The following is a 23,465-nucleotide window of genomic DNA, read 5'->3' as shown; positions in this document are numbered from 1 at the left end:
TCCGCGCAGCGGAGGGACGGGGGTTCTGGAGGAGCGCAGCGCGGACATCGGCTCACGCCGGTTCCGATGCGTCCGAAGCCGGCCCAACACATTACGAAGGACTCAACGAAATGTCCGTTTTGATTAACAAGAACACCAAGGTGATCGTGCAGGGCTTTACTGGCCAGCAGGGCACCTTCCACGCCACTCAGATGATCGAGTACGGCACCCAGGTCGTCGGCGGCGTGACGCCGGGCAAGGGCGGCACCACGCATATCGACCTGCCGGTGTTCAACACTGTGGCCGATGCCGTGCAGAGCACCGGCGCCGATGCATCGGTGATCTACGTGCCGCCGCCGTATGCGGCCGATGCGATCCTGGAAGCGGCTGCGGCCGGTATTAAGGTCATCGTGTGCATCACCGAGGGCATCCCGGTGCTTGACATGCTGCGCGTCAAGAACGTGCTGACCCGTTCGCATCCGCAGACCGTGCTGATCGGGCCGAACTGCCCCGGCGTGATCACCCCGGGCGAGTGCAAGATCGGCATCATGCCGGGCCACATCCACAAGCCGGGCAAGATCGGCATCGTGTCGCGCTCGGGCACGCTGACTTATGAAGCGGTCAAGCAGACCACCGAAGTCGGTCTGGGCCAGTCAACGTGCATTGGTATCGGTGGCGACCCGATCAGTGGCCTGAACTTCGTCGACTGCCTCAAGCTGTTCAACGAAGACCCGCAGACCGAAGGCATCATCATGGTCGGCGAAATCGGCGGCGATGCCGAGGAAGCCGGTGCCGAGTACATCAAACAGTTCGTGAAGAAGCCGGTTGTCGGTTTCATTGCCGGCGCCTCGGCTCCGGCCGGCAAGCGCATGGGCCATGCCGGTGCGATCGCATCGGGCGGCAAGGGCACTGCCGAAGGCAAGTTTGCTGCGATGGAAGCCGCTGGCGTCAAGACCGTCCGTTCGCCGGGCGATCTGGGTGCCGCGATTGCTGCGCTGGTGAAGTAAGCATGCATCGCGCGCAAGCGTGTGCGTAGGAGAGGCCGCCTTCTGGCGGCCTTTTTTTGGGCTCGCGTTGTCCTCTCCACCCTTGGGGCAGCTTCTCCCGCAGGCAGGAGAAGAGATGGTGCGCGTGAGTTGTGATGTCGCGTTCGAGCAACAGCAACAACAGCAGCAGTTGTGCATGAGCGCGTTGAGGCGCTGCCTCCAGAAAGGTCCGGCTATTGATTTCCCCTCTCCCGCTTGCGGGGTAGGGCTGAGGGTGGCTGTCCTGCCAACTCAAAAAGCACACCGCCGATAGCTGGACTCGCGTGCCAGCGGGATGCTGGCAGCTCTCTCAAGCTCGCCGAGCTACGCATAGCAGTCAGCACCTAGATGTCCGCTCCGATGCCGCGCGCACGGTCTACCTGCGCCGGGAAGGCTTTGCGTTGCTGCGCTTCTGGAATAATGACGTGCTGATGCGCACCGACGTCGTGCATGACGCAATTGCGCGACGTCGGTGCGTTGCCCGCTTTTCTTTCTCTCCTGCCGGCATCCAGCAGGAACCTGCAAAAGGCCGCTGATATGTCCCAAACCCTCCGCATCGCCATGGCTCAGTTCGACTTCCCAGTCGGCGCCGTGGCGCACAATACCGATCGCATCATCGCGTTCATTGCGGCGGCGCGTAACGAGTTCGACGCGGACATCGTGCTGTTTCCCGAGTTGGCCATTAGTGGCTATCCGCCGGAAGATCTGCTGCTGCGGCCTGGTTTTCTCGCGCATTGCGAAGAAGCACTGGCGCGCATCGCGGCCAGCACGCGCGGCATTGTCGCGGTGGTCGGTTGGCCGCAGAGCGCCGCCAGCGTGGTCTATAACGCGGCCAGCGTATTGCGCGACGGGCGCATCGAGGTCACCTACCGCAAGCGCGAACTGCCCAATTACGCGGTGTTCGACGAGCGCCGCTATTTCGACGTCGATCTGGATGGCAAGAGCTGTGTGGTCACGATCAAGGGCGTGCAGGTGGGCGTGGTGATCTGCGAAGACCTGTGGTTTGCCGAGCCACTAGCCAGGACCGTGCAGGCCGGCGCCGAGCTGGTGCTCGTGCCTAACGCCTCGCCGTACGAGCGCGGCAAGCATGCGCAACGCGATGCCTTGCTGGCCGAGCGCACGCGCGCGAGCGGGGCGGCAATCGCCTATCTCAACGTGGTCGGCGGGCAGGATGCATTGGTGTTCGATGGTGCATCGGTGGTGGCCGATGGCGACGGCACCGTGCATCCGGCCGCCTCGGCGTTTGTGGACCAGTGGCTGGTGGTGGACTACGCTGCCGGCGAGCGCAGCTTCACGCCGGTGATGTGGGTGGACGATGGCGATGAGAGCACGGACGCGCTGGCTTGGCGCGCGGTGGTGCGCGGGCTGCAGGACTATTGCCGAAAGAACGGCTTCAGCAAGGTCTGGCTGGGTTTGTCCGGCGGAATCGACTCGGCGCTGGTGCTGGCGATGGCAGTCGATGCGCTGGGTGGCGACAACGTCACCGCCGTGCGCCTGCCATCGCGTTACACCGCAGACTTGTCCAACGATCTGGCCGACGAGCAATGTCGCGCGCTAGGGGTCAAGCTGGAAACCATCGCGATCGAGCCGGCCTTTGACGGGTTGCTCGCCGCGCTGGGGCCGATGTTCGATGGCACCCAGCCGGACATCACCGAAGAAAACCTGCAGTCGCGCAGCCGTGGCGTGATTTTGATGGCGCTGTCCAACAAGTTCGGCGGGCTGCTGCTGACCACCGGCAACAAGAGCGAGTACGCGGTGGGCTACGCCACCATCTACGGCGATATGTGCGGTGGCTACGCACCGCTCAAGGACTTGTACAAGACAGAGGTGTTCGGCCTGGCCAAGTGGCGCAACACCGTGGGCGGCGCGCCGGTGATTCCGCCTGCAGTCATCGCGCGCGCGCCCTCCGCCGAGTTGCGCGACAACCAGACCGACCAGGATTCGCTGCCGCCGTACGATGTGCTCGACGGAATTTTGTATCGCTATGTCGATCAGGAGCAGTCGCGCGAGGACATCGTCGCGGCCGGCTACGCGGCCGACACGGTCGAGCAGGTACTGCGGCTGGTACGGCTCAACGAGTGGAAGCGCCATCAGTCCGCACCGGGACCCAAGGTGTCGCGACGTGCATTCGGTCGCGAGCGGCGTTATCCGATCACCAATGGGTATCGTGGCCAGTAGCGCAAGAGAAGTTGAAGCGACAGACACACGGCATCGGCGCAACGACATTGGATCGCGTCCTCCAGGCAACGCCTGCACCGCCGAGCTCGCGCCGAACATCCACAGTCACGAAATAAAAAAGGGGCCTTTCGGCCCCTTTGTGTGTTCAGCGTCGACTGAAATCTCAGTCGCGATTCATCTGCGCATTGCGCTGGCCGCTCGCGGCAGATTTCTCGCCAGCAAACGGGTTGAGCTTGCGCAGCGCCCACGGGTACTTCGGCCAGTTGCCAGTCAGCCAAGGGTGCTGCGGGCTATTGAGCTCCAGCACGCGGCGTGCGTCTGCGGCCAGGGTCTTGTTGCCCAGGCGCGTGTAGGCCTCGGCCAGCACGGCGACGGCGTCGTACTGGTACGCGCTCTGCGGGTAGGTTTCCAGCAAGTAGTTGGCACGGCCGGCTGCCGATACCCATGCATCGCGACGTAGGTAGTACAGCGCGTTGTCCAGTTCGTGCTGGGCGAAGATGTCGCGTAGCTCAATCATCCGCTTGCGCGCATCGGCCGCGTAACGGCTGTTGGGATAGCGGTCGGTGACGGTGTTGAAGTCGTTGTAGGCCTGCTGCGGTGACGACAGGTCGCGGCGGCTCGGATCCAGCGACCACACGCGGCGCAGGAACACCGTGTCGCGGTTGCTGTTGGCCAGCCCACGCAGGTAGTACAGATACGAGATGTTGCGATGGGTTGGGTAAGTACGGATGAAGCGATCGACGCTGGACACCGTATCGTCGTGCTTGCCGGCCTTGTACTGGGCGTAGGCGGTTTCGATCATCGCCTGCTCGGTGTATGGGCCATAGGGGTACTGGGCGATCAGGCGCTTGAAGCTGGCTTCGGCACCGGCCCAGTTGCCTTTCTCCATCAACCCATGGCCCTTGCTGTAGAGCTGCTCGACCGGCATGCCCTCGTCGGGATTTTTGTCCTTGGTACCGCGGTGGCAGCCGGTGACGACGAACGCGATGACCAGCATGAGGGCAATGAGGCGCGCAGGCGCGGAAAACGTGGACCGTCGGATCATGGGTCTGGGCAGGACGCATCAGGAAAACGAGAGCTCGATGATAGCCTAGTGGCCTGTCCGGCGACTGACTTCCGCCGCCCGGACCGCCAAATTCCCGCTTTTGCCTGAGTGTCCTTGTCCATGTACGACCCATCTGCCGAATCCCTCGACCCGTCCACCCGCCAGGCCATCGTGCCCGACAGCGCCGCAGGACGCCGTTTCGACGCGGTGCTGGCCGAGCTGTTCCCCGAATTCTCGCGCTCGCGGCTGTCGGAGTGGATCAAGTCCGGCGATGCGCTGTTGGATGGCGAAATGGCGCGTCCGCGCGACACCTTGCGCGGCGGCGAGAGCGTACAGGTGCAGGTGGTGCTGGAAACCCAGACTCACGCCGCGCCGCAGGACATCCCGCTGAACGTGTTGTACGAAGACGACCAAGTGCTGGTGATCGACAAGCCCGCGGGCCTGGTGGTGCATCCGGGCGCCGGCAATCCGGACGGCACCCTGGTCAACGCCTTGCTGTTCCGCGACCCGGCGCTGGCGGCCGTGCCGCGCGCTGGCGTGGTTCATCGCCTGGACAAGGACACCAGCGGGGTGATGGTGGTCGCGCGCACCCTGCAGGCGCAGACCGCGCTGGTGGAGCAGCTGTCCGCACGCGACGTGCATCGCCAGTATCTGGCAGTCGTGGTGGGCGCGCTGGTGTCCGGTGGCACCGCCAATGCGCCGATCGACCGCCACCCGCGCGATCGCTTGAAGATGGCAGTGCGCGATGATGGCCGCGATGCAGTCACCCATTACCGCCTGCGCGAGCGCTTCCGCGCGCACACTGCGCTGGAATGCCGCCTGGAAACTGGGCGTACCCATCAGATCCGCGTGCATATGGCGCACCTGAAATCGCCGATTGTCGGCGACCCGCTGTACGGTGGCGCGCTCAAGCTGCCCAAGGGCGCCACCGACGAACTGGTGCACGAGCTGCGCACCTTCAAGCGTCAGGCGCTGCATGCCGAAACGCTGGAGTTCCTGCATCCGGTGAGCGGCGAGCCGGTGCGCGCCAGCGCGCCGGTGCCTGCCGACCTGCAACGGCTGATGACCGCGCTGCGCGAGGACAGTGCGCGCGCAGCCGAGCTGGCGCGCCGCTGAGGTGACGGTCGCCGCGCCTTTCATCCTTCCGGCCAACTGGCCGGCGCCGCCGCGTATCCGCGCCCTGACCACGCTGCGCTACGGCTTGGGCGAATCGCTGGCGCCGTTCGATACGCTCAACCTCGGTAACCGCAGTAGTGCAGAGGGTGACGTGCCCGCGCGGGTGGCGCGTAACCGAGCGCTGCTGGTCCAAGCGTTGGCACTGCCGAGCACGCCACATTGGCTGCGTCAGGTGCATGGTGTGGAGGTGGTGCGCGTCGAGGCACCACCAGTTGCCGCCTGCACACGTGATGGCGTGAGAAATGTCGCGCTGGATGCGCAAGAACCTGTCGCCGATGCGGCCGTAGCTGATGTGCCCGGTGTAGTACTGGCGATCCTTACCGCCGATTGTCTGCCGGTGGTGCTCGCCGCAATCGATGGCAGCGAGGTAGCCGCCGCGCACGCCGGTTGGCGTGGGTTGGCCGATGGCATGCTGGAGCGCAGCGTCGCCGCCATGCGCACGCCGCCGCAGCACGTGGTGGCGTGGTTAGGGCCGGCAGCGGGGCCGCAGGTGTACGAAATCGGCGAGGACGTGTTCAACGCTTTCGTCGCGCACGATGCGCAAGCGCAAACTGCGTTTGTCGCGACCTGTCCGGGGCATTGGTTAGTGGATTTGTATGCGCTGGCACGTCAGCGTTTGCAGCATGCCGGTGTGCCGCTGAGCGCTATCCACGGGGGTGGCCTATGCACCATTTCCGATCCACAACGCTTCTTCTCGCATCGCCGCGATCGCCGCAGCGGACGCATGGCCACACTGGCCTGGATCGCGCCTTGAGCACGCCGATACCGGCCGTTATGGCTTTCTGGTCGATGTGGATGTGCCGCTAGCGGGCCGGTTCATTCGCTGCGAGGCTGGCTTGAACCGCGTTGATCCACACCTTTCCAGACGCTGGGAGCGGCCTTTGCTGATCGACACAACCGTGCCGCAACTGCGTGGCGCAGCGTTAGCGCACCTACCACCAGAGCGCCGCGCTCAGCACCAGCAGGGCTGGCAGCAAGCGTCCAACACCGCTTAAGAAGCCGACGGGTACCCACGTGGCGCCTACAGCGTCAGCGAGCCCAGTAGCTCGAGGAATATCTCGGCCATCCGCTGGAAGCGAGCGTGCATTGGGCCAACGAAGTCGTATGGCATTTGGCCTGACGTGACGCCAAGCGCCGGCAGCACGGAAGAGCTGCGACGACCTGACACAAACGCGCTGAAGGAGCCGGTAGTCGCGCGACGATCTGGGTTCCGAGCGTCTTCGATGCGGCTCGGCTGCACGCGGCCTGTCGGCGGCTGGCCGAACGTACACGCAACCTGATCCGACCCCTCCGCCCGGCTCCGGTAAAAGCCACTTTCACCAAAAAAACCACCGTCTCGCGACGGCCGGTTTGATTTAGTGCGTCAGCCAGCGCAACGTTGACTGTGCGGGCTGACAGCGGTGGGCAGTGCCCAAATACGGCGCGCAAAAACCGGCGTATTGCTTGATTCTCGCCGATTCGGCGCAGCCGTCGCATCTGACGTGACGGCCGCGCAGCCTCCTCAATCACCGCCGTTTAGTTGGCCGGCTTGGTCTGCACATCGTCCGGCAATGCCCCGGCGATAACGCTATCGCCCGACTTGGTTTGCATGCGGTCGTGTCCACCTACCGCTGCCACGATGAACTGCTTGCCGTCGATGGTATAGCTCAGCGGAGCAGCCTGCGGGCCGGCCGGGACGCGGGTCTCCCAGACCTGCTTGCCAGTGCGGGTGTCGAAGCCGCGCATGAAGTTGTCCAGGGTCGCGCCGATGAAGGTCACGCCGCTTGCGGTGGCCAGCGAGCCGCTGTTGTTCGGCGTGCCGATCTCGAACGTGGTCCTGAACGGGATGCCCATCGGGCCCTGGTCGTAACCGGTGCCCAGCGGACGGCGCCAAAGTGCCTGCTGCGTACGTAGATCGACGCCAGCGATGTAGCCCCACGGCGGGGCAATGCACGGCGTGTTGAGCGGGGACATCCATGGCTCCTTGCGCGCGCCGTCGGCCAGGCCCCTCTGCGCCATATAGCCGGGCGTCTTGCTCTTGCCGTCGAACACCGAAAAAATGCCCAGCTGGTCCTTCTTATCGCGCGTATAGACCTGCAAGGTGTACGGCAGGCGATTACTGTTCATCACCATGATGCCGCGCTGCAGATCGACCAAGACGCCGCCCCAGTGGATGCCGCCGTGGTTGCCGGTGAACGCCAGCGAGCCCTGCAGGGTCGGCGGGGTAAACACGCCTTCGTAACGCTGCTGCTTGAACTGGATCCGGCAGGCCAGCTGGTCGAACGGGGTCATGCCCCAGGCATCGGATTCGATGATGGTTTCGAACGCGTAGCTCGGCGCGCCCACGGTATTGGGCATTCCCGGCGAAATCGGCTGCGTGGCGGCGGTCCAGTCGCTGTGATCGGTGCCTTGCGGAACCGGGATCTGCTCGACCGGCATGATCGGCTCGCCGGTAGCGCGTTCCAGCACGAAGACTTGGCCGGATTTGGTGGCCTGGATTACCGCCGGACGGGCGCCGCCGCCAGCGACCGGCCAATTGACCAGGTTCGGCTGCGGGCCGATGTGGTAATCCCACAGATCGTGGTGGACGGTGCGGAAGTGCCAGCGCTCCTTGCCGGTGGCTGCCTCCACAGCGACCAGCGCTGCGGTGTATTCCTCCTCCTGCGGGGTGCGGTCCTTGCCGGCGAAGTCGCCGGACGCGTTGCCGGTCGGCAGATAGACCAGGCCCAGCTCATCGTCGGCGGACATCAGCGACCACATGTTCGGAGTTGAACGGGTATAGGTCTGGCCAGCGGGCGGCTCGGCGGTAATCGCCGGGTTGCCCAGGTCCCAGACCCAGCGCAGCTGGCCGGTGAAGGCATCGAAGCCACGCACCACGCCGGACGGCGCATCGCTTTCCTGACCGTCACGCACCTGGCCGGTCGGCTGGATGACCACACCGGGTATGACCACCGGCGGCGAGGTCGGGCCGACGAAGCCTGGCTTGGTGTTGCCGGTGTCGGCATTCAGATCGAGATAACCGTGCGCGCCGAAGCTGGCGCACAACTTGCGGGTCTGCGCATCCAGTGCGCCGAGACGGCCATCGACCATCGGCCAGAAAATCCGCGTCGGGCACTCGGCGGTGCCTTGCGGCGCCTGGTAGTACGACACGCCGCGGCAAGTGGTAGCGGCAACGCTGGCCATCGCCTTCGGGTCGGTCTGCGGGTCGAAGCGCCAGCGCTGCTTGCCGTTGGCCGCTTCCACCGCGATTGCTTTCTGGGTCGGGGTGCAGATGTACAGCAGGTCGCCGACCTTGAGCGGGGTGTTCTGGAACGCGTAGCCCAGCTTGGAATCCTTCGGCTTCAGATCGCCAGTGTGGAATTCCCACGCCACCTTGAGCTGCTTGACGTTGTCCGGAGTGATTTGCGCGCCTGGGGTGTAGTGGCTGGACAGGTTGGAGCCGGCATACGCGGTCCAATTGCTGGCATCGTGATAGGCGGCGACGCTGCCGCCCGGGCTTGGCACAGCAGCGCGGCTGAATGGCGTTGCGTTCTCGGCCGGCAGCTTGGAGGCATCTGCCAGCTCGACATTGCGCGGCACCGTTCCAAGCTGCACGCCCGATACACCGGAAATTGTCGCACCTGAAAAACCCCAACCACCCAACGACCGCAAGGCCTTGATGTCTGCACCGGCGTGCCAGAACTACCAGTGTTCGCTACGCTGAAGGCTGGTTTCTGGCAGTTTCCGCCCATGCGTACACGCCGTCCTGCTGCCGAGCACATGCCTGCCGATGAGTTGTTTCGTTCGCGGCTGTAGAACCAGATCGATCTGCGTCATCCGCTGGCGCGGCTGAGCCAACGGATGCCGTGGACGGCGTTGGAGCAAGCACTTTCATCGCGCTTGCCGGCCACCCAGGCCGGTGGCGGTCGGCCGGCATTGCCGGTGCGACTGATTGCCGGTTTGCTCTACCTCAAACACGCCTACGACCTGTCCGATGAAGCGGTGTGCGAGCGCTGGCTGGAGAATCCGTACTGGCAGTTCTTCACCGGTGAGGTCGTGTTCCAGACGCGTTTGCCGTGCGATGCCAGCTCGCTGACGCGCTGGCGGTAGCGCCTGGGTGAGGCCGGGATGGAAGAGCTGCTGGCGCACACCATCAACGCCGCGCATGCGATGCAGGCGGTAGACGCACGCGAGTTGTCGCGGGTGATCGTGGACACCACGGCGCAGGAAAAGGCGATCGCCTATCCGACCGACAGCCGTTTGCTGGAGGTGGCACGCAAGAAGCTGGTGTTACTGGCCAAGCGGCACGGCATCGGATTGCGGCAGAGCTACGCGCGGCAAGGCCCGGCCCTGAGCCGCAAGGCAGGTCGGTATGCGCATGCGCGCCAGTTCAAGCGGATGCGGCGCGTCCTGCGACGTCAACGCACAGTGCTGGGACGGCTCGTGCGCGACATCCAACGCAAACTCGATCAGGTAAACACCGGCGTGCGCGAGCGCATCGCTGTCTGGCTGGAACGTGCGCAACGGCTGTACACGCAGCGTCCGAAGGACAAACAAAAACTCTACGCATTGCATGCCCCAGAAGTGGAATGCATCGGCAAGGGCAAGGCGCGTCAAGCGTACGAATTCGGCGTCAAGGTCGGCATTGCGGTCACCGCCTGCAAGGGATTAGTCTTGGGTGCGCGCAGCTTCCCGGGCAACCCGTACGACGGCGATACCTTGGCCGAGCAGCTGGAGCAGACACGCGGGTTGCTGCAGGATGTGAGCGTAGAACCGACGGTGGCGATCGTGGACCTGGGCGATCGCGGGCGCGAGGTCGATGGCGTGCAGGTCCTGCATCGCGGCAAGGCCAAGACGCTGACGCGACGGCAATGGCGCTGGATCAAGCGACGGCAGGCGGTGGAGCCGGTGATCGGACATCTGAGAGCCTGTTCACGATCTTTTGAGTAGAAGCGCCAAGAAGGCCAGATGGATGAACTGCAAGCTGGTGTTGAGTTTGCGCTCGCAGTTCTTCCACAGCCTTCGGTTTTTCTCCAGCCAGGCAAAACTGCGCTCGACGATCCAGCGCTTGGGCATGACCTTGAAGGTGTGCAGTTCGCTGCGCTTGGCAATCTGCACCGTGAGCTGCTCGCCTAGAATCTCTCGTACGCCTTCGGCAAACGGTACTCCGGTGTAACCACTGTCGCACAGCAGGCTTTGTACATGCGTCAAGTTTGACTGACAGCGCTCCAGCGCCTGCAGCGCACCTTTGCGGTCGGTCACCTCCGCCGTCGTCACCGCGATGGCATGGGGCAACCCCTGGGTATCAACAGCGATATGCCGCTTGATGCCCGACACCTTTTTGCCCGCGTCATATCCCTTTTGCCCGGCTGTGTCCGTGTTCTTGACGCTCTGCGCGTCCACGATCAAGAACCTGCTGAAGATGTTGCGCTCCTGTTTCTGGCGGGCCACGCCAACCTGATTTTTTGAGCGCCCGCTCCAGCAGGCTCACTCCTTCATCGTCGCACTCGCCCCACTTGGCAAAGTACGAGTGCACGGTCCGCCACTTCGGAAAGTCGCTGGGTAGCGCTCGCCATTGGCAACCGGTTCGCAGCACGTACAACACTGCGCACCACACCTCATACATATCCACTCGGCGTGGCTTGGTGCGCTTGCGCGCTTGTTCCAGGATCGGGAGGATGTGTTCGAAACGCTCCCGGCTCATGTCGCTCGGATAGGTTTTTTGGCGCATCCGCAGAGTCTGCACCAATCAGGAAAGATCGTGAACAGGTTCTGAAAGACGACTGCCGGTTGCGTCGCTGTAGGCTGAAAGGTGCCCAAGGCGATGCGCTGCACGTGCTCGGCTGCGCGGCCGGCTACAACCTGCGCTGGCTGCTGCGCTGGATCGCGTTTTTGCGTGCCTGGATGCGGGCGATGGGATGGTCATCCTTGAGTGCCGTGCCGCTGTCACCGACGGCACTTGGCGCTTGAAGGGGATTTTTCAGGGACGACGAAATATCCAAAATCCGAACGGACGAGCGAAATTGCTGCTTGTGTCGGAGCGCAGACGATGAAGACTTCTCACCACCACGTGCAGCGGTACCCTCATCCGGTGCGACGCGCCAGCTTCGCCCCGTGAATGAGCCACTGTCCCGGTAGGAGAAGGGCATGTCTTAGTGCGCGGTGTGACTTCATCGCGCTGGATTGCGTCAAACAACCCGTCGACATCAACTCATATATCTGCAAGCGCTTGCAGATAGCGCTGGCGCCAATGATTGATGTTGTTCTTGCGCAGGTGATCCATCATCGCCCGCCAGCGCTCGATGCGCGTCGCCAGCGGCATGCTCGCTGCTGTGGCGATCGCATCGGCCACGCCGTCCAGGTCGTGCGGATTGACCAGCAATGCCTCTTTCATTTCATCCGCCGCACCTGCCAACAGCGAGAGCACCAGCACGCCCGGATTTGCAGGATCCTGCGCGGCCACGAACTCCTTGGCGACCAGATTCATGCCATCGCGTAATGGCGTCACCAGGCCAACTGCGGCCGCACGATAAAAACCGGTCAATGTAGCGTGGCTGAAGTTCTGATTGACGTAGCGCAGCGGTGTCCAATCCGGCTCGGCGTGCCCACCGTTGATGTGGCCGGCGATCTGCTCCAGCTGCCCGCGTAGTTGGCGATATTCGTTGACGTCGCCGCGCGACACCGGTGCGATCTGCAGATAGGTCAGGCTGCCGGATTGATCCGGGTAACGCTCCAGATAGCGCTCGAAACCCTGAAAGCGCTCCGGCAATCCTTTGGAATAATCCAGACGGTCCACGCCGATCGCCAATTGCCGGCCACGCAGACTTTCGCGTAGATCGCGCACCGCCTGCTTGCCGACCGATGCCTTTGCCTGATTGGCGATCAGATCGGTATCGATGCCGATCGGAAAGGCCGCAGCGCTGAAACGACGCCCGCCCGGGCCTTCGACGAGATCGCCTTCCAGAATGCGGCCACCGCCGAACAGACGCACATACGCCTTGAAACGCTCGGCATCGCGCTGGGTCTGGAAGCCGACCAGATCGTAGGCGTAGAAGGTGCTGAACAAGCGCGCATGATCGGGCATGGCCTGCATCAAGTCGGCCGAGGGCATCGGTACGTGCAGGAAGAAGCCCATCTTGCAGCCCACACCCAGCTCGCGCAGCATCGTGCCCAGCGGAATCATGTGGTAATCGTGGATCCACAGCGTGTCGCTATCTTTGAGCAATGGCGCCAGTTTCTCGGCGAACAGCCGGTTGACGCGCATATAGCCTTCGCGGGTGGCGCGGTCGTAATCGACCAGATCCAGACGGAAGTGCAGCAGCGGCCACAGCGTACGATTGGCGAAGCCGTTGTAGTACGAATCCATGTCGCGCTTGTTGAGGTCCATGGTGACGAACTTAATGTCGCCTTCGGTCTGCTCGTGCATGCCGCCGCTATCGCCGCGTACGGTCTTGCCACTCCAGCCGAACCACATACCGCCGCGCTCTTTGAGCGCTGCCAACAAGCCAACCGCCAGACCGCCGGCACGGTTCTCGCCGGGCACTGCAACGCGATTGGATACCACCACCAAACGACTCATGACGCCTCCTGCCAGCTCCGCGACAAGCGCATCGCTGCAATGATCAACCCCACATGCGAATAGGTCTGAGGGAAATTCCCCCAGGCTTCGCCGTCTTCAAACGATAGATCCTCGGATAGCAAGCCGAGGTGATTGCGGCGCAAGAGAATGCGCTCGAACAATTCACGCGCCTCGTCCTTGCGACCGATCGCGGCCAGCGCGTCGATGTACCAGAACGTGCAGATGGTGAAGCTGGTTTCCGGCTCACCGAAGTCATCCGGCGCGATGTAGCGATACAGCGCATCGCCATGCTTGAGCACGCAACCGACCGCCTCCACGGTGCGCATGAAGCGGCTGTCGTCGTTGGCGACGATGCCGATATCGGCCAGCAACAGCAGCGATGCATCCAGGCGGTGGCCACCGAGCGTATCGGTGAAGTGGCCGTGTTCTTCGCTCCAGGCTTCAGACAACACGCGCTCGCGAATGCTGTCGGCGCGTTCGCGCCAATACACACTGCGCTCGGGCAGGACAAGCCGGTCGGCGATCTTGGACAGGCGATCGCAGGCCGCCCAGCACATCGCGGCGGTATAGGTATGCACTTCGGCGCGGCCGCGGAATTCCCACAGGCCGGCATCGGGCACGTTGTGCAGCGCGTAAGCGCGCTCGCCCAATGGCTCCAGGCGGCGGAAGGTGTCCGCATCGCCCGGATCCTTCAAACGCAGATCGAAGAACAGTTGCGTGGAGGCAAGCACCACGCTGCCGTAGACGTCGTGCTGCTGCTGGATCCAGGCCAGGTTGCCACGCCGCACCGGGCCCATACCGCGATAGCCCTCCATCGTGTCGACTTCGTGCTCTTCCAGCTGCGATTCGAAACCGATACCGTACAGCGGCTGTAGGGTGCCGTCGCTGGTGGCGATATTGAAGATGTAGCCGATGAACTGCTCCATCGTACGCGTGGCGCCGAGCCGGTTGAGCGCACGCACCACGAACGCTGCATCGCGCAACCAGCAATAACGGTAATCCCAATTGCGCGGCGTATTGGGCGCTTCCGGAATCGAAGTGGTCATTGCGGCAATGATCGCGCCGCTGTCTTCGTACTGGCACAACTTGAGCGTGATCGCACTGCGGATCACAGCGTCCTGCCAGTCCAAGGGGATCGACAGATAACGCACCCATTCGCGCCAATATTCTTCGGTGCGTTCCTGCGCTTCCTGCACATAGCCGCTGAGCGAGCGAGTCAGTGATTCATCGACGCCCAACACCAGATTCACCGGGTGGCTGAGTACGAACGGCAAACCGTCACGCACGAACCGCACCGGTACATCGGTGGTCAGGCGCAGAGTGAATTCCGGCAACACCCAACGGATGTGATTGCTGCCCCAGGTGGTATCGGGGGTACGGCCACCCCAATCGGCCAGCGGGCGTGCCCGCACCACGATGCGCGGGTTGCCAGCCAGCGGGCGAATCTGCCGGATGATGCTCACCGGCCGATAGAAACGGCCGTTATTGCGCCAGCGCGGTGCGAAGTCGATGACTTCCACTTCGCCACCGTGGTGATCGCGCAAGACGGTGCGAAGCACTGCGGTATTGGGTAGGTAGTGTTGCTCGCTGTCGACGAAATCTTCCAGCTCCACGGCGAAGTCGCCACCTTCGCCCTTGGGCGAAAGCAACGAGCAGAACGCCGGGTCGCCGTCAAAGGCCGGCAGGCAACTCCACACCACATTTGCCTGCCGATCGACCAATGCGCCGAAGCTGCAGTTGCCTATAACGCCCAGATCCAGGTTTGGCTTGGTCATGGAGTGCGGACGATCCTGTGTAGGACGAAAGGAAGCGCGCTGCGATCAAAGGCTGCGCTCGTTTTGCTGTAACCATGCATGCACATCCGCCGTGCCATCGACGCGGAAATGTGCGCTGGTCTGTGCGCGATTGCCGACCAGCACACTCCAACCGCCGAGACGATTTGCCGCTTCGAAGCCGAATTCGTCGGTGAGATCGTCGCCGACGAACACCGGCGTGCGGCCGGCGAATGCGCCGTGCTGCATCAGTTGTTCGACCGCCAGACCTTTGTTGCTGCCTTCCGGGACGAATTCGACTACGTGATCGCCAGGTTGCAGGCGATAGCCGGAGAGCTGAGCGATCTCCTGCTGCGCGAAGGCGAGGACGTCGGGGCCGGCGTGCGGTTTTGCGCGCCAATGCAGTGCGACGCTGACGCCTTTGTCTTCGACCAGCACGCCAGGGTATTTGTGCGCGAGCGCTGCGGCGCGTTGATGCAAGCCATGCAGCCGCTCGGAGGTGTCTTGCGGCATCGCGGCACGTGCAGCGATATCGCTGCGCAGTTCGTGCCCATGCAAGCCTGCGGCTGGGAGCAGCAGGGGGGCGAACAATGCGTCCAGTTGCGATAGCGGTCGTCCGCTGACCAATGCGACTGCGCCATTGAGGCGATCGCTCAAGTGCCCGATGGCCTCGCGGACCTCGGGCAATAGCCGCACTGCCTCGGGGCTGTCGGCGAATTCGATAAGAGTGCCGTCCACGTCCAGAAACAATGCACAGGCATCGTCCAGCAATGGCGGCGACGGAAGGGGGGAGTGCACGTCTGCCATCGCGCCAGTGTGCGCAATTGAGTGTGAGATTCAGGTTATGGAACGGCAGGGAATGGGGAGCTTGGAGTGGGGATTGGCCAGAAAAGCCCGCTCTTTCCAATCCCGACTCGCGACTCTCCATCCCGGCTTCAGAACGCGTACCGCACTCGCCCGTACCAGTACGCACCGTTGCTGCCGATCGGCGAGAGCACGTCATAGGGCAGGTTGCCGAAGTAGGCGATGTCGTCGATGGAGCGGTCAGAATAGTTGTCCAGGATATTCTGCCCGCCAATCGCCAGCGTCCATTGGTTGCCCAGGTGGTACTCGGCTTCCAGGTCGAGCTGCCATTGCGCGCCGTAGGTCTGGCGCGGCACGAAACCGCCGCCGAAGTCGAACACGCGCGTGGAGCTGCCGTAGCGGTTGAGGCGGGTCTGCAGCGTCCAGTGTGCGTTGTTCCAGTTGGCCGCCAACGCCGCACGCGCGCGCGGCGTGGCATCGGTGAGCGTGTTGCTCTCTTCGACGCCGAACAGCACGTACTTCGGGTCCAGTGCGAGCAATTGCGCCGGGGTGGCGATGACGTTCGTTAACTCGGTCTTGGCGTAGCTGTAGGTTCCGGTCAGCAGCAGGTCGCCGCCGAAGACGTATTGGCGCCAGTTGGCGACCAGTTCGGCGCCGTGGGTGCGGGTGTCGGCAGCGTTGAGGAAATAGCTGGCGCTCTGCACGCCGGTAACGCCGAAGTTCTGCTGGACGAAGTCGGTGAGGCTGTCGCCGGTGATGTCTTCAGACAGCGCAATGCGGTCGTCGATATCGATCTGGAAGATGTCCAGCGACAGGTCGAAGTGATCGCCTAGCTGGCTGGTGAAGCCCAGGCTGTAGTTGAGCGATGTTTCCGGCTTCAGATCGGTGGCGCCGAGCGCGCGCGCGATCGGGTTGTTGACCGACAGTAGGCGGCCCTGGGTGAGGCGACCGGCCGCATCGTAGCCGGTGGAGGTGGCTTCATAGCCGATCTGGCTGAGCGAGGGCGCACGCACGTTGCTGGAGACGGCACCACGCAGCGCGAACGCCTGTGCGAAGGCGTAGCGCGCGGCCAGCTTGCCAGCCCACTGGCTGCCGAAGTCTTGGTAATGCTCGTAGCGACCGGCCAGGTCGGTGGAGAACTTGGCGCCGAACTGGCTGGAGACGTTGGCGTAGGCGCTGGCGACATTGCGCGACAGGTCGGCTTCGTCCTGCGGGGTGAGGCCGCCGCCGGCCTGCGAACCGGTCGGGCGATCGGTGAAGGGGCCGGCGGCGGCGCTGGCCGGGTCGCCGGCATGGGTGCGGTAGTGCTCACGGCGGAATTCGGCGCCGGTGCCGAAGGTATGGGTGGCGCCGGCTGCGGCGAACACGCGGGTCAGATCCAGATTGCCCATGGTCTGCGCAAACGCAAAATCGCCGGTCTTGAAGCGCGTGGTGCTGCCCGGGCCGAGCGAGGCGTTGAGCGAATTGCGCAGCCGGTAGGTGAAGTCGTTGCGGCCATCATTGACGCTGGCGTCGTACTCCCAGTTGCCCAACTGCCCGCGTGCACCGGCCACGACCTGCAGATCGCGATTTTCGCCTTCTGAAATGGGGCGATAGCCGTTGGGGTAAATCTCGCGCCAGTTGGCGCTGCCATCCGGGTAACGGAAGTAGTTGGCGCCTTCGGTGTCGCGCTGGTTGTAGGCGCCGAACGCGTAGAACTCGCCGCTGTCGCTGAAGGCAATCTTGGTGTTGAGCCAAGCATTCAGACCCTTGGTGGCGCCATCGCCGAGCACGTAATTGCGCTGGCCGGCCAGCGCCAGATTGGCCAGGGTCTGCTCTTCGAACGGCGGAATCCGATCGAGGCCGGCGCGGTTGGTCGCCTCGCGACTCTTCAGTTCCAGGCCCACTTTGAAGAAGCTCCCGTCATCGCCGAGCAGGGTGCCGACCTTGGCGCTGGCATAGCTGGTCTGGCCATCGGTGACGCGGCGGTTGATCGGCTCCACATCGGTGTTGTAGGCGCCGAAGCTGGCATCCAGCTCGCCGCGTGCGGGGTTGTCGTCCAGGATCACGTTGATGACGCCTGCGATCGCATCCGAGCCGTACTGCGCACCCGCGCCGTCGCGCAGCACTTCGATGCGCTTGATCGCGTTGATCGGGATGGAATTGAAATCCACCGGCGTGGTGCCTTTGCCGATCTTGCTGTCGGTATTGACCAGCGCGGAGGTATGCCGGCGCTTGCCGTTGACCAGCACCAGCACTTGATCGGGCGAGAGTCCGCGCAACTGTGCGGCGCGGATGTGGTCGGCGCCGCCGGAGTTGGACTGGCGCGGGATATTGAACGACGGCAACAGCGCCTGCAGCGCGCTGCCGAGTTCGCCGTTGACCACGCCGGCCTTGCGGATGTCCTCGGCGGTGAGCACGTCCACCGGCACGGTCGATTCCAGCAACGTGCGGTCGCTGGCACGGGTGCCGGTGACGATCACGGTGTCCAGCGTGGTGGCGCCTGGGGCTGCCTGCTGTGCCTGCGCGTTGGCGCTCAACACGGTGGCGATGGCCATTCCGATAGCCGTGAGGGTGGGGCGGGTCATGCTCTCTCCTGCAATTGCAAACGCGCCGCGCGGTGGGCATCCGGCCGGGCCGGGACGCTAAAGGGTCCAAGTGTCCACATCACCCGAATAGGAAGAGATTATCGCGTCGTTCAGGCAAGCGCGAGATGGCACATTGTGCACCCCGGCATCAGCTGATGCCGGGCCTGCATACGCCCGCCACAGACCGGTTATGGAGAAGTCGATGAAGGTGTTGCCGTCCTGCCTGATTGCCGCCACGTTGGCTTTGTCCGCCTGCGCTACCACGTCCGGCGGCACGCCGGCCACCGCCAGCCTGCAAGGCGATGCGGCACGGCCGGCCGCGGCGCATGGCTGGGTGCGCAGCGAGCTGTATTTTGGCGTGGGCGAGGAAACCGGCCCGGCCGATCGCCCGCAGACCCGTACCATCGACGAAACCCAATGGCGTGCCTTTCTGGACAAGGAAGTCACCCCGCGCTTCCCGGACGGGTTAAGCGTCTTCGATGCCTACGGCCAGTGGCTGTTTCGCGGCGCCAAGGAGCCGAACCGGCTCGGCACCAAGGTGCTGGTGATCCTGCATGAAGACACCCCGCAGCGGCGCAACGATATCGAGGCGATCCGTCTGGCCTGGAAGCAGGCGACCGGTCAGCAGTCGGTGTTGTGGTCGCGGCAGGCGGTAGACGTGTCGTTCTGAGCAAGGCCCGTCATGCGGTCCACCGTCAGGCAATCGCTGCTTTTTCGTCTTCGCCAAGCAAATGCAGCGGCGTCTGTGTCGATGGCGCCGTAGCGCCATCGACACCTCCAATCGCACTGTTCAGTGGCATTGCGCAATCGCCTCGCCACTGCCAGTCAGGCGCGTGCGCTAGCGCTCCTGTGCCAGCGGTGTCTGCCGTACCTTGGCTGGATGACCGTTTTGCAATGTCGTGATGTCTTGCAGTGCTGTTCGCACGGCTGCTGCACTAGGAAGCAGCCGATAGTGAAGAACGAAATCGCGCGTCCCGCGGGCTTCAATCGTGGGGACCAGGCCGAGATCGCGTTGCAAACTGCGGTTATACGAGAAGCTGGTGCCCGGCTCCAGACCCGCGACATAGCCGGTGGTTTGGCTGTCGGTATTCTTCCACAGGGAGAATACCGGCAACTGCTTGACGTTGAAGGCCAGTGCGACGCCTCGCTGGGCGCTCTTGTCATGCAGAACCGCCAGGCTCTGCCCGCTGTCATCACCGAGGGGATAAATGTTGTACACCGTCTCGCCATACCCGGCTGTCGGGCCGCGGAACGTTTGCCAATTGGCGAGTTCCTGCTGCGCTCGCGCATTGAATGGAGAAACTTCACGCGCCGGCATTGCAAAGCGGGCCCCCTCTCCGAGTAATGGCGCGCCGAAGTTGCTGTGGTAGAGAACCTGATATTCGGCAGGCTGGTCGCTTCGATTGGTAAGCCGGTCATGCAGCGTGAAAGCGGTCGTGCCAGGCTCGGTGATCAGTTCGGCATCGATCTGAAAATCGACTTTCTTGAAAGCTTGCTCGCTCAGTACGCCTTTCAGGCTGATTCGGTGCGGTGGCTGGTCGTCGATGCTGAGCACGACAGTGCGTGCGGGCAAATAGGACGCGCGCCCATGCAGGGTCAGGAGTTCTCCCCGATCTTCGCCAGGGTGGCCGACCCATTCGAATCCGCAACGCGCCACCAATTCGTTGAAACCCTCCAGCCAGCCCAGGCCACCGCGGCTTTCCAGATTGACGAAAGCGGGATTGACCACCTCGCTGACCGGCGAGTCCCAGCCGAGGCGCAACGCACCGGCCTGAGCGCGCAGAACGTTCATGCCGCGGGTGGGCACCACGGTTAATTGCATGGCTCCGGTATCGATCTCGATCAGTGCGCTGCCTTCCTGGCGGCCGCCATTGAGGCCGCGCAAGCTGACTTTGAAGGGTGGGCCATCGTGGAAACCAAGCTGATCGTTGCCGATGCTCCAGTCCTGGATGGGTTTGTCCGGCGCGATGAGTGTGTAGTCCACGGCATGGGCTGGCAGGGCGACGACGACAACGATGCAACCAACGAGCGAGCGAACAGGAATCATGGGGGTCTCCGTTTTGAGGGGCGGCCGTGTGTGTTTAAACGCACTCGATGGTCAGAGTAGCCGTTCGCCCGGCTCCGGCTGCTCAGGTTGTGCGTCGCTACGCTAGGCGAGCGCTTTTTTCGTCTGCAGCGGTTGGAATGCCTTTTTCGTTTCAATGCGCAGGTGGATGGTTCTTCATGTCGCAGTGTTGCTGCCCGGCAGGACCGCGCCGCTACACCAGCTCGTGCAAAAAAAAGATCGCCTGCGTTGGATTGCCGAGGCTGCGCTGCGCGAGCGCGCTTCCGGGTACCATCGCCCGACCCCATGCAGTCGCTTGCCCATGTCTGCCGCTTCTACCGCTTCGCCCCGCTGGTTCGTCGCCGGCGACCTCAATGGCTTCTTTGGCCTGGTCGTCGACAATCTTTCCATCCTCGGCTTCATCGCGATGGCGCTGGTCGGAATGTTCCAGTTCCCGGCCGAGATAGTGTTCGGGCGTATGTTCCCCGGCACCGCGTTCGGCGTGCTGGTGGGCAATCTGCTCTATACCTTGATGGCACGCCGGCTGGCTGCCCGTACCGGGCGCGACGACGTCACCGCAATGCCGCTGGGCCTGGATGCGCCCACCAGCATCGGCATGGCGCTGCTGGTGCTCGGCCCGGCGTTTGCCGGCTTCAAGGCGCACGGGTTGGACCCGCAGGCCGCCGCGATCGCCGCATGGAAACTCGGCATGGCCTCGCTGGTGGTGATGGGCCTGCTCAAACTGGTGCTGTCGTTCGTCGGCGAAGCGGTCACCTGCGCGCTGCCGCGTGCGGCTTTACTCGGCTCGATCGCCGGCATCGCGCTGGTGCTGATGGGCTTGCTGCCGCTGCTGGAAACGTTGCGCTCGCCGGTGGCCGGCTTGGTCACCTTGGGCCTGCTGCTTTACGTGCTGCTGGCCAAAGGCCGGCTGCCGACCAAGTTGCCTGGCGTGCTGGTGGCGTTCGTGATCGGCACCGCGTTGTACTACGGGTTGGGGTTGGCGGGCCTGGGCGCGCCGGGTTTTGCCGTACCGGAATGGACGCCGCCGCAGATCGTGCTGCCGCTGCCGAACCTGGGCTTTATCGATGGCTTGCCGGCAACGGTGACGTATTTGCCGTTGCTGCTGCCGTTCGGCCTGTTGATGGTGGTCGGTGGCATCAACGTCAGCGAGAGCGCACGCGCGGCCGGCGATGATTACCGCACCCGCGACATTCTGTTGGTGGAAGCTTTCGCCACGCTGGTGGCCGGCGTGTGCGGTGGCGTGGCGCAAACCACGCCGTACATTGGCCAGCCTGCGTACAAGCAGATGGGCGCGCGCTCCGGCTATACGTTGCTGACCGGCGTGTTCGTCGGCATCGGCGGCATGCTGGGTGTGATCAGCGGGATGGTGCAGTGGCTGCCGTTGGCGGTGCTGGCGCCGATCATCGTGTACGTGTCGATCGACATCACCACGCAGGCGTTTCAGGCCACGCCAAAACATCACGCTGGCGCGATGGTGCTGGGATTTCTGCCGTCGGTGGCTTACTTGCTGACCATCAAGGCGCCGGGCTGGATCGCGCCGGATCGGCTGATCGCACTGACTACCAAGCTCGATGGCCATGGCTTGCCGGAGCTGGCGGTGATCTTCGCGCTGGGCAACGGTTTCATCATCACCGCGATGCTATGGATCGCCACGGTGGCGGCGATGATCGACGGCCGGTTGCGGCGCGGTGCGGTGTTCCTGTTGGTGGCGGCCGGCTTGACGCTGTTCGGCCTCATCCACTCGGTGGACCCGCGCGGCGGCATCTATCTGCCGTGGTCGCTGCAAGGATTGGCGCGGCTGATCAGCTGGCAGTTTGTGGGCGCCTATGTCGCGCTGGCGCTGACTTTACTGCTGCTCTCGTTGCTGCCTGCACGTAAGGATGCAACGAGCATGGCGTGATCGAGCATGCCAACGCTGCGCGCTATGCGCCAGCGGTTGCCGCATTCATCAGCGTGGATGCGCAGGCTTTGGTGCGCAGCTACTTTGCAGTGCCGCCGAGCTTCAGATCGGATGCGATGACACGACCGCACTGGGTTCGGCCGTGCGTGCTTTGGTTTTCTAAACGCAAGCTCCGCTGCTGAGCCGGAACAAGCCGAGCTTCAGGCCTGGAACGCGGGCGCAGGCGCCCGCGCCGGTCTCACCTACGCCGCATCCAGCTCCGGGTAGTGACGGAAGATACCGTTGGTGTTGAAGGCGACGCGTCGCTCGGAAGCAAGATAGGTCGCAATGCGCGGCCGCTCGGCCACACGCTGCTGCAGTGACTTGAGGCTTGGCAGGTTGCCCGCCAACGTCGTCATACGCTTGGGAAACATGTAGTCCAAGCCGCTGATCAGCTGGAACAGCGACAGGTCCACATACGAATGCGCGCCGAGCACATGTGTGCCGCCAGCCCGTTGCAGCATTTGTTCGAAATAGCCCAGGAACTTGGGCAGGCGATTGTCACGCAGGTCCTTGGCACGCTTGGCCGCCTCGGTCTTCTGATCTTCGTAATACAGCACGGTGGCGATCGGATGATGGGTGTCGTGCACCTCTGCGACCAGATCGGCAATGGTCAGCTGCAATTGCAGCGCCTGCAGACGCTGTGCCTCCGATTCGGGCACCAGCTGCAACTGCGGGCCGATGAAATGCAGGATCGCCGCGACCTGCGCCACCACGACATCGCCCGCTTTGAGAAACGGCGGCGCGAACGGCTGCGCACCCGCTTCATTACCCTCCAAAAAGGCATTCATCGCGTCATCGCCTTCCACACGCGCAACGTCGGTGTAGACGGCGCCGACATCTTCCAACGCCAGCCGCACGAATTCGCCGCGGCCTTGCAGGCCGGTCCAGTAATACAGCTGGTAATGCATGCGCTGCTCCCGATCGAGGACGCCTCAGCGTAAAAAACAAGCGGCTAGGCGGGCGTGATCGGTGTGTCAGTGCGCTGTGACTCGGTACCGTGGTGCGGCTGGGCCAGCAACCAGGCCAGCTTGCGTGCACGCGGTTGACGCTTGAGCGCCCATTCCGCGCGCGAGGCGCTGGCACGGTCTGGGTACGTGCGGCTGGCAAGCATTCCCAGCGGCGGATTTGCCCGCGTGTAGCGCGCGCCAGTGCCACGCAGGTGCGCCTGGAAGCGCCGCTCCACGTCGTTGGTGATGCCGGCGTAATAGCTGCCGTTGCGACATAGCAGCAGGTAAAGGTGCCAGGGCTTGGGTGCTTCCATCGGCCCATTATCGCCACTGGTTGACGGTTGTGCGGTGCCCGACGTCGAGAGTGGTGGCGGCGGTCGTGGGCGTTCACTCCAGCGCGTGAGTGAATAACCACCTCAACATTCGGC

Annotated in this window: 17 protein-coding genes and 4 pseudogenes; 11 read left to right on the top strand and 10 right to left on the bottom strand. The window is 63.7% G+C overall.

Annotation, left to right across the window (positions count from 1 at the left end; all coding sequences use genetic code 11):
* The first annotated feature begins 110 nt into the window (after window positions 1-110).
* From sucD to PD885_RS15895, 3 genes and pseudogenes are all read left to right on the top strand, one after another.
* Window positions 111-986, top strand: a complete 876-nt coding sequence (sucD, locus tag PD885_RS15905; RefSeq protein WP_002812253.1) for a succinate--CoA ligase subunit alpha — start codon at window positions 111-113, stop codon at window positions 984-986.
* 353 nt (window positions 987-1,339) lie between these two features.
* A pseudogene (locus tag PD885_RS15900) lies at window positions 1,340-1,540 on the top strand (DUF559 domain-containing protein); the annotation flags it as partial.
* Between the two features lies 1 nt (window position 1,541).
* Window positions 1,542-3,182, top strand: a complete 1,641-nt coding sequence (locus PD885_RS15895) for an NAD+ synthase (protein WP_002812249.1) — start codon at window positions 1,542-1,544, stop codon at window positions 3,180-3,182.
* Window positions 3,183-3,345: 163 nt separating this feature from the next.
* Here the strand turns inward: PD885_RS15895 and PD885_RS15890 are convergent, their stop codons facing one another.
* A complete protein-coding gene (locus PD885_RS15890; protein ID WP_002812248.1) occupies window positions 3,346-4,227 on the bottom strand; it encodes an outer membrane protein assembly factor BamD in 882 nt (293 codons plus the stop codon).
* Between the two features lie 120 nt (window positions 4,228-4,347).
* On the opposite strand from PD885_RS15890, the gene rluD reads away from it, so the two are divergent.
* The 3 genes and pseudogenes from rluD to PD885_RS22815 form a co-directional block, all read left to right on the top strand.
* Window positions 4,348-5,343 (top strand): 23S rRNA pseudouridine(1911/1915/1917) synthase RluD, encoded by a 996-nt coding sequence (rluD, locus tag PD885_RS15885; protein ID WP_002812245.1) that lies wholly within the window; start codon window positions 4,348-4,350, stop codon window positions 5,341-5,343.
* A gap of 1 nt (window position 5,344) precedes the next feature.
* A complete protein-coding gene (gene pgeF / locus PD885_RS15880; RefSeq protein WP_040762951.1) occupies window positions 5,345-6,157 on the top strand; it encodes a peptidoglycan editing factor PgeF in 813 nt (270 codons plus the stop codon).
* Window positions 6,156-6,253: pseudogene (locus PD885_RS22815) on the top strand (DUF4166 domain-containing protein); the annotation flags it as partial. The gene pgeF and the pseudogene PD885_RS22815, both read left to right, overlap by 2 nt.
* Window positions 6,254-6,918: 665 nt before the next feature.
* On the opposite strand, the gene PD885_RS15870 reads toward PD885_RS22815, so the two are convergent.
* Window positions 6,919-8,976, bottom strand: a complete 2,058-nt coding sequence (locus tag PD885_RS15870; protein WP_324993793.1) for a membrane-bound PQQ-dependent dehydrogenase, glucose/quinate/shikimate family — start codon at window positions 8,974-8,976, stop codon at window positions 6,919-6,921.
* A gap of 78 nt (window positions 8,977-9,054) precedes the next feature.
* On the opposite strand from PD885_RS15870, the gene PD885_RS22435 reads away from it, so the two are divergent.
* Both PD885_RS22435 and PD885_RS15865 read left to right on the top strand, forming a co-directional pair.
* Complete coding sequence (locus PD885_RS22435; protein ID WP_276526627.1) at window positions 9,055-9,177, top strand: hypothetical protein; 123 nt, start codon at window positions 9,055-9,057, stop codon at window positions 9,175-9,177.
* A 6-nt stretch (window positions 9,178-9,183) separates the two neighbouring features.
* A pseudogene (locus PD885_RS15865) lies at window positions 9,184-10,287 on the top strand (IS5 family transposase); the annotation flags it as partial.
* Between the two features lie 6 nt (window positions 10,288-10,293).
* Here PD885_RS15865 and PD885_RS15860 read toward each other — a convergent pair.
* A protein-coding gene (locus PD885_RS15860) for an IS5 family transposase (protein WP_088056986.1) occupies window positions 10,294-11,092 on the bottom strand; the annotation gives its coding sequence in 2 pieces (ribosomal slippage) (window positions 10,294-10,822 and window positions 10,821-11,092; 801 coding nt in all).
* A 41-nt stretch (window positions 11,093-11,133) separates the two neighbouring features.
* Here PD885_RS15860 and PD885_RS15855 point away from each other — a divergent pair.
* A pseudogene (locus PD885_RS15855) lies at window positions 11,134-11,331 on the top strand (IS5/IS1182 family transposase); the annotation flags it as partial.
* Window positions 11,332-11,572: 241 nt separating this feature from the next.
* Here PD885_RS15855 and otsA read toward each other — a convergent pair.
* From otsA to PD885_RS15835, 4 genes are all read right to left on the bottom strand, one after another.
* Window positions 11,573-12,940 carry an alpha,alpha-trehalose-phosphate synthase (UDP-forming) gene (gene otsA, locus PD885_RS15850; protein ID WP_002812130.1) on the bottom strand — a complete coding sequence of 456 codons (1,368 nt, stop codon included), beginning with the start codon at window positions 12,938-12,940 and terminating at the stop codon, window positions 11,573-11,575.
* The gene (locus PD885_RS15845; RefSeq protein ID WP_002812127.1) at window positions 12,937-14,715 is read right to left on the bottom strand and encodes a glycoside hydrolase family 15 protein; all 1,779 of its coding nucleotides are present in this window, start codon (window positions 14,713-14,715) and stop codon (window positions 12,937-12,939) included. The genes otsA and PD885_RS15845 overlap by 4 nt, the downstream gene beginning before the upstream one ends.
* Before the next feature lie 45 nt (window positions 14,716-14,760).
* Entirely contained in the window at window positions 14,761-15,519 is a 759-nt protein-coding gene (gene otsB / locus PD885_RS15840) for a trehalose-phosphatase (protein ID WP_002812125.1), read from the bottom strand.
* Between the two features lie 128 nt (window positions 15,520-15,647).
* Window positions 15,648-18,083, bottom strand: a complete 2,436-nt coding sequence (locus PD885_RS15835) for a TonB-dependent receptor plug domain-containing protein (RefSeq protein ID WP_002812118.1) — start codon at window positions 18,081-18,083, stop codon at window positions 15,648-15,650.
* A 202-nt stretch (window positions 18,084-18,285) separates the two neighbouring features.
* Between PD885_RS15835 and PD885_RS15830 the strand changes: the two genes are divergently transcribed.
* Window positions 18,286-18,753: a DUF3574 domain-containing protein gene (locus tag PD885_RS15830; RefSeq protein WP_002812110.1), complete on the top strand. Its 468-nt coding sequence runs from the start codon at window positions 18,286-18,288 to the stop codon at window positions 18,751-18,753.
* A 168-nt stretch (window positions 18,754-18,921) separates the two neighbouring features.
* Here the strand turns inward: PD885_RS15830 and PD885_RS15825 are convergent, their stop codons facing one another.
* Window positions 18,922-20,130, bottom strand: coding sequence for an aldose 1-epimerase family protein (locus PD885_RS15825; protein WP_002812107.1), 1,209 nt, complete (start codon window positions 20,128-20,130; stop codon window positions 18,922-18,924).
* A 319-nt stretch (window positions 20,131-20,449) separates the two neighbouring features.
* Between PD885_RS15825 and PD885_RS15820 the strand changes: the two genes are divergently transcribed.
* Window positions 20,450-22,048, top strand: a complete 1,599-nt coding sequence (locus PD885_RS15820) for a hypothetical protein (protein WP_002812105.1) — start codon at window positions 20,450-20,452, stop codon at window positions 22,046-22,048.
* Between the two features lie 242 nt (window positions 22,049-22,290).
* Here the strand turns inward: PD885_RS15820 and PD885_RS15810 are convergent, their stop codons facing one another.
* Both PD885_RS15810 and PD885_RS15805 read right to left on the bottom strand, forming a co-directional pair.
* Entirely contained in the window at window positions 22,291-22,998 is a 708-nt protein-coding gene (locus PD885_RS15810; protein WP_002812100.1) for a glutathione S-transferase, read from the bottom strand.
* Window positions 22,999-23,042: 44 nt separating this feature from the next.
* A complete protein-coding gene (locus tag PD885_RS15805) occupies window positions 23,043-23,351 on the bottom strand; it encodes a GIY-YIG nuclease family protein (protein ID WP_002812098.1) in 309 nt (102 codons plus the stop codon).
* Window positions 23,352-23,465: the final 114 nt, after the last annotated feature.

Source organism: Xanthomonas fragariae (genome assembly GCF_900183975.1).
Classification (GTDB): Bacteria; Pseudomonadota; Gammaproteobacteria; order Xanthomonadales; family Xanthomonadaceae; genus Xanthomonas; species Xanthomonas fragariae.
This window is presented reverse-complemented; position numbering and strand designations above follow the sequence as displayed.